Raw genomic sequence first — 6,665 nt, forward strand, 5'->3', positions numbered from 1 at the left:
CAGGAAAACGAAAGTCTAAAAGCGCAGATAAAGCAACTGCAAAGCGAGCTAGAGGCCGTAAAATCAAGCGCGGCTAACAAGCAGGACGCGCCTAAGTTGCAGGCCGACGCGGTCAAACTGCTACTGGATAGTTATGCCGACGGTATAAATTTCTTGCAGGGTACGATGGAAGAAAATTTAGAAATACTCAAAAATATAAACGAGCTAAATAATCTAACCTTTGCCAAGACGGGCGAACTGCGCGAGCAGACGAGCTTTATCGTTAGCTCTATGCAAAACGTCCAGCAAATGAGCGGCGACCTGCAAAACGACGCCTCGTCGCTAAATAACAGCGTGATGTCGATCGTGGAGATTATAAATCTCATCAAAGATATCTCCGATCAGACGAATTTGCTAGCTCTAAACGCGGCTATCGAAGCGGCTCGCGCGGGCGAACACGGACGCGGATTTGCCGTGGTGGCCGATGAGGTGCGAAAGCTCGCCGAACGCACGCAAAAAGCTACTCTCGAAGTCGAAGTGAATATAAACGGACTTAAACAAAGCTCAAATACTATGATAGGAATGAGTGAGAATTTTTCTCAAATTTCAGGCGACGTCATGCGCGTTTTGAGCGATTTTCAGGGCACTATCGCAAGCGTAAACGAAAATACGCAAAATATCTTAAATCAAACATTAAATTTAACTAACGAAGTTAACGTTAGCAACGGCAAGATCGATCATATAAATATGAAACTAAATGGTTATAGAGCCGTTTTAAACGGCGAATTTGAAAGCATACCTGAGGCCGGGCGTTGCAGATTTGGTAAGTGGTTTAATGAAAAAGTCAAAAATATCGTAAAAGACGCAAAAACGGTGCAAGATATCTCGCGCGATCACGAAAACGTCCATAGCGGGCTAGAGAAAGCGATCAAGATTTTTGCAGATAGTAGTAAAGATAATGCCGCCGGAGTGGAAATCCTAAAAGACGTGGAAAAATCGAGCAAAGTCGGCTTTGAGACGCTTTTGAACGCGGTTAGAGCGGCGAGGAAATAATATTATTAATTAAACTGCCCAGCCCAGCAAGGACTTGGCGGTCTTTTGGAGATTTAGCGAGTTTGCCGTGCTTGCGGACGGCTCGCTAAATCAAATTTGCACTCAAATTTAGAGCGTAAATTTTAAAAATTTAAAACGTGCTTTGCGGATCGGTCGCAGTATCTACCCAGCCCAGCTTTGCGCCGGCTAGCAGGTGAAAGTGCAGATGCATGACCTCTTGGCCGCCGTTTTCGCCGCAGTTTGTGACTAGGCGGTATCCGCTCTTATCTACGCCCATTAGCACCGCGACCTCTTGGATAAATTTCGTCATCTCGCCCATCAGCGCCCCATCCATCTCCTGGAAATTTTCAAAGTGTTTTTTCGGGATGATTAAAATATGAATCGGAGCCTTTGGATTTATGTCGTTAAAGGCTAGAAATTTGTCGTTTTCCAGCACTTTGTTGCAAGGTATTTCGCCTGCTACGATTTTTTCGAATATCGTCATGATTTTCTCCTGGTTAGAATTTGGCTTAATTATAACAAGTAAAAGTTAAAATTTCCCGCCTTTTAGTCAGATTTTATCAAATTTTGACTACAATCTATCCTAAAATTCAGTAAAGGTAAAAACTTGCAAGAGTATAGAGAAAGTATCGCAAAATGCGGGAATTTGGCGGATTTAGACAAGATTCGCGTCGCGCTACTGGGCAAAAAGGGCGCGATCACGTCGGAGTTTGCTAAGCTTAAGGATATGGACGAAGCGGCTAAGAAGGAATTTGCGGCAAATTTAAACAAGCTGAGAGACGAATTTGAATCGCTTTTAGCGGCTAAAAAAACCGAGCTTGAAAGCGGCGAGATAAAAGCCAAAATGAAGGCTGAAGCTATTGATATCACGCTATTTAACGAGCCTTCGGGTGCTGGCGCACTGCACCCAGTGATGGCTACGATGGATAAGATCATCGAGTACTTTATGATGCAAAATTTCTCGCTCGAGACGGGGCCGCTGATAGAAGATGATTTCCATAACTTCGAGGCGCTAAATTTGCCTAAATATCACCCTGCGCGCGATATGCAAGATACGTTTTATTTTAAGGATTTTAGACTCCTTCGCACGCATACTAGCCCAGTGCAGGTGCGCACGATGATGAGCAAAAAGCCGCCGATTCGCATGATAGCGCCGGGAACGGTGTTTCGCCGCGACATGGATCTAACGCACACGCCGATGTTTCATCAGGTTGAGGGCCTCGTAGTCGAGGAGGGCGGCGCGGTGAGCTTTGCAAATTTAAAATCAATGCTTGAAAATTTCTTAAAATACATGTTCGGCGACGTTAAAGTGCGCTTTCGCCCTAGCTTTTTTCCGTTTACGGAGCCTAGCGCGGAGGTCGATATCAGCTGTATTTTCTGCCACGGCGAGGGATGTCGCGTATGCAAGCAAACCGGTTGGCTCGAGGTGCTAGGATGCGGCGTGGTCGATCCGAACGTCTTTAAGGCCGTCGGCTATAAAAACGTGAGCGGATACGCATTTGGGCTTGGAGTCGAGAGATTTGCGATGCTGCTTCATCAAATTCCTGATTTGCGCTCGCTATTTGAGGGAGATTTAAGATTATTGGAGCAGTTTAAATGATAATTTCAAGAAATTGGTTAAGCGAATGGCTGGATATCTCGGGCGTAACGAGCGAAACGTTGCTAAAGACGTTAAATTCGATCGGACTCGAGGTTGATAGCTTTAAAGAGATCAGGGTACCTAAAAACATCGTCGTAGGCTACGTAAAAAGCAAGATAAAACACGAAAACGCCGAGAAACTAAGCGTTTGTCAAGTGGATGTGGGCGGCGAGACGCTACAAATCGTCTGCGGCGCTAAAAACGTCGAGGCCGGACAGTTCGTGCCGGTGGCGCTATCTGGCGCCGTTATGCCAAGCGGCCTAGAGATAAAAAGGGCAAAACTGCGCGGAGTCGAGTCAAACGGAATGATCTGCTCATCCGTGGAGCTCGGGCTTGTTAAAACAAACGACGGCATAATGCCGCTGGATGAAAGTATCGGCGAGCTAAAACTAGGCAAAGAAATTTGCGAATATCCGTTACTAAACGACGATATCATCGAGATCGAGCTAACGCCAAACCGCGGAGACTGCCTGAGTGTTTACGGCGTAGCGAGGGATCTGTCGGCTGCGCTTGATCTACCGCTAAAAGACGCCGCCAGATACGAAGAGGGCGAAAATTTGCTCGGTATCGGGCGCATTTTGGCTATCCACGCCGAGGAAAATTTACAAAGTAGCTTTCAATACCGAGCCTTTGAGATAAAAGAGTATTTCGACGAAAATTTATTGATGAAGATCCGTTTGGCACTGATCGAGTGCGATAAACAAAACCGCATCGAGCGCCTGCTAGACTACGCTACGCACTCAACCGGCGTGCTTTTTAGCGCGTATGATTACGCAAAGCTCAAAAAGGACGACGAGCGCGCTATTTTTGACCTGCAAAAGGGCGCAAATTTGGCGACTGAAATTTTAGCCGGCGGCGAGCTTTTGGGTGTTGGCGGCGTGTATCAGACGGATGCAGCGAGGCTTGACGAAAACAGCAAACTAATCATAGTTGAGGCTAGCTACACCGATCCGCAAGTGATCGCAACCACGGTCTATGAGGACAAGCAAATGCCGCGCCAAGCGCAGACTTACCGCTCGCTAAGAGGTAGCGAGCCAAACGTAGGTTTTGGAGCCGATTTTTTATTTAAACAGCTAGCCGCGCTAAAATCGGTCGCGCTTTATGCGGGCTCTCAGCAAAGCGTAATGACGCGAGAGCCGAAAGTCGTGAGCTTTACGATGAGCGAAATGCAAAAAATGATCGGTCAAGAAGTCTCTCAAAACGACGTCGTAAGGATACTTAAAAAGCTTGGATTTAGCCTAACTTTTAACGCCGAAAAAGAGGGCGCGAACGCGAAGGTTCCGCTATTTCGCCACGATATCGTAAATTCTCAAGACGTGTGCGAGGAGATCGTGCGAATGGTCGGTATCGACAACATTGCTTCAAAGCCGTTAAATTTTAGCGAAGCAAACCGCGTAAACGATACCTTTGTAGGCTACAAAAACGCGCTAAATTTGCGTAAAAAAGCGGCTGCGGCCGGATTTTTCGAGAGCGTGCATTATGTATTTGACGACGCGAGCGAGCTAGCCTCGCTCGGTTTTGCGCCTTGCAAGGCCGAGATAGCCAACCCGATAAATAGCGAGCTTAACACGTTAAGGTCGACGCTTGCAAATCACTTGCTAAAATCGGCCGAGCGAAACGTAAAAAATCAGCGAAAATCGGTCAAAATTTTCGAATTCGGTAGCGTATTTAGCCAGAGCGGAGAACAAAGCGAGAGATTTGGCTTCGTAGCTAGCGGACTAGCAAAAGAACCTAGCCTGCTAAACGGCGCAAAGCCTGCCGATATCGACTTTTTAGGCTTTGCTACGGCCGTTAGAAACGCGGTCGGCGAATTTGAGCTAAAAGCGTGCGACGATGTAAAATATCTAAGCGAATTTGAACAAGCTAAAATCTATCAAAACGGCGTTTGCGTGGGTTATATCGGTCGCGTGGACGTGCGAGTCGAAGCCGCGCGCGACCTGCCGCGAACCTATCTTTGCGAGATAGAGTTTGAAAAGCTTAAATTTGACGGCGCAGTCGTCAAAGCCTACTCAAAATTCCCTGCTATCAGCAGAGACCTAAGTTTAATTGTGCCTAAAACCATGAAATTTGAAGCGATAAAAGAGTGTATAAATGCGCTAAAAATCGAATGCCTAAAAGAATTTGCGCCGGTTGATATATATTCAGACGATAAGCTCGGAGACGACGTGAGCCTCAGCGTCAAATTTAACTTCCAAGACATACAAAAAACGCTTGAAGACGAGGAAGTGGCGGCGATAATGGATAAAATTTTGGACGCTTTAAAGCAAAAATTAAATATCGGACTAAGATGAAAGTTTACGCATTAAGAACGCCGATAAGCGCGAGCCTGGAAAACATCGCGGCCGATAAATCTATCTCGCATAGATGCGCGATATTTTCGCTTTTAAGCGATAAGCCAAGCCGCGTGAAAAACTATCTAAAGGCCGAGGATACGCTAAATACGCTAGAGATCGTAAAAAATTTGGGCGCGCATATCGAGGAAAAAGAGGGCGAGCTAATCATAACTCCGAGCGCAAATTTAAAAGAGCCTAGCGTAGTTTTAGAGTGCGGAAACTCGGGCACGGCTATGAGGCTTTTTATGGGCTTTTTGGCTGCTAGCGAGGGTTTTTTCGTGCTAAGCGGGGACAAGTTTTTAAATCGTCGTCCGATGGCGCGCGTGGCTAAACCGCTGATCAGCGTCGGCGCTAAGATAGACGGTGCAAACGGCGGAGATCACGCGCCTTTGGCGATCCGCGGCAAGAAGCTGGAGTATTTTAAATTTGATAGCAAAATCGCCTCCGCGCAGGTAAAATCGGCTCTGATTTTGGCGGGACTAAAGTCAAACGGCTGCGAGCTTAGCGAACCCGAGCTTAGTCGCGATCACACCGAGCGCATGCTAAAAGGTATGGGTGCTAGTTTGCAAATTTTACCCCGCGGCGTCAAGGTTGAACCGATGAACGCGCCGCTAAAACCGCTTGAAATTTGCGTTCCAAACGACCCTAGCTCGGCGTTTTTCTTTGCCGTAGCCGCAGCGATAATCCCGAATTCCCACATCGTGCTAAAAAATATGTTGCTAAATAAAACGCGCGTGGAGGCCTTTAAAATTTTAGCCAAAATGGGCGTGCAAGTAACGTTTAAAGAAACTTCCGACACATACGAAAGCATCGGCGAAATCGAGATAAAGCACGCGCCGCTAAAGGCCGTGGACGTGAGCGAAAATATCTCGTGGCTGATCGATGAGGTGCCTGCGCTTGCCATCGCATTTGCAAATACGCAGGGCACAAGTAGCGTGAGAAACGCAAAAGAGCTTCGCGTTAAGGAGAGTGACCGCATCGCGATCATGGTGCAAGGGTTGCGAAAATGCGGACTTGAAGTCGAAGAATTTGAAGACGGCTTTAGCGTAAAAGGCGGCGAGGCAAACTGCGCTATTATAGATAGCAACGGCGATCACCGTATCGCGATGAGTTTCGCGGTGCTTGGGCTAAAATGCGGAATGGTTATAGAAAAGAGCGAATTTATCGCGACTTCGTTTCCAAATTTTAGCGGGATTTTAAGACAACTTGGAGCTAGCGTTGAAGATTGAGCTTGCTAGCAGTTACGGATTTTGTTTTGGCGTCAAGCGCGCTATAAAAATCGCCGAAAACGCTAAGGACGCCGTAACTATCGGACCCATCATTCACAATAACGACGAGATAAACCGCCTAAATAAAAATTTTAACGTTAAAACACTTGAAGGCATAAACGAAATCGACGGCGAAAAAAAGGCAATCATTCGCACGCACGGTATCACAAAGGGCGACCTAGCAGAGCTAAAAAAAAGCGACATAAAGGTGATCGACGCGACGTGCCCATTTGTGACCAAACCGCAGCAAATTTGCGAGAAAATGAGTAAAGAGGGCTACGATATCGTGATATTCGGCGATGAAAAACACCCCGAGATAAAGGGCGTAAAATCATACGCCGTCGGCAAGGTTTTCGTCGTACTAGAAGAGAGCGAGCTAGAGAACGTAAAACT

The 6,665-nt window shown here is 46.8% G+C and carries 5 protein-coding genes and 1 pseudogene; 5 read left to right on the top strand and 1 reads right to left on the bottom strand.

Annotation, left to right across the window (positions count from 1 at the left end; all coding sequences use genetic code 11):
• Positions 1-1,032, top strand: a 1,032-nt coding sequence (locus tag Q0546_RS08455) for a methyl-accepting chemotaxis protein (protein ID WP_298792158.1), incomplete at its 5' end; no start/stop codon positions are given.
• 130 nt (positions 1,033-1,162) lie between these two features.
• Here the strand turns inward: Q0546_RS08455 and Q0546_RS08460 are convergent.
• Entirely contained in the window at positions 1,163-1,516 is a 354-nt protein-coding gene (locus Q0546_RS08460; protein WP_009493554.1) for a histidine triad nucleotide-binding protein, read from the bottom strand.
• 123 nt (positions 1,517-1,639) lie between these two features.
• Between Q0546_RS08460 and pheS the strand changes: the two genes are divergently transcribed.
• From pheS to Q0546_RS08480, 4 genes and pseudogenes are all read left to right on the top strand, one after another.
• The gene (gene pheS / locus Q0546_RS08465; RefSeq protein WP_298792160.1) at positions 1,640-2,632 is read left to right on the top strand and encodes a phenylalanine--tRNA ligase subunit alpha; all 993 of its coding nucleotides are present in this window, start codon (positions 1,640-1,642) and stop codon (positions 2,630-2,632) included.
• Positions 2,629-4,962 carry a phenylalanine--tRNA ligase subunit beta gene (gene pheT, locus Q0546_RS08470; protein ID WP_298792163.1) on the top strand — a complete coding sequence of 778 codons (2,334 nt, stop codon included), beginning with the start codon at positions 2,629-2,631 and terminating at the stop codon, positions 4,960-4,962. The genes pheS and pheT overlap by 4 nt, the downstream gene beginning before the upstream one ends.
• Positions 4,959-6,233, top strand: coding sequence for a 3-phosphoshikimate 1-carboxyvinyltransferase (gene aroA, locus Q0546_RS08475; protein ID WP_298792165.1), 1,275 nt, complete (start codon positions 4,959-4,961; stop codon positions 6,231-6,233). The genes pheT and aroA overlap by 4 nt, the downstream gene beginning before the upstream one ends.
• Positions 6,223-6,665, top strand: a pseudogene (locus Q0546_RS08480) (4-hydroxy-3-methylbut-2-enyl diphosphate reductase); the annotation flags it as partial. The gene aroA and the pseudogene Q0546_RS08480, both read left to right, overlap by 11 nt.

It is taken from the genome of uncultured Campylobacter sp., assembly GCF_937997465.1.
GTDB lineage: Bacteria > Campylobacterota > Campylobacteria > Campylobacterales > Campylobacteraceae > Campylobacter_A.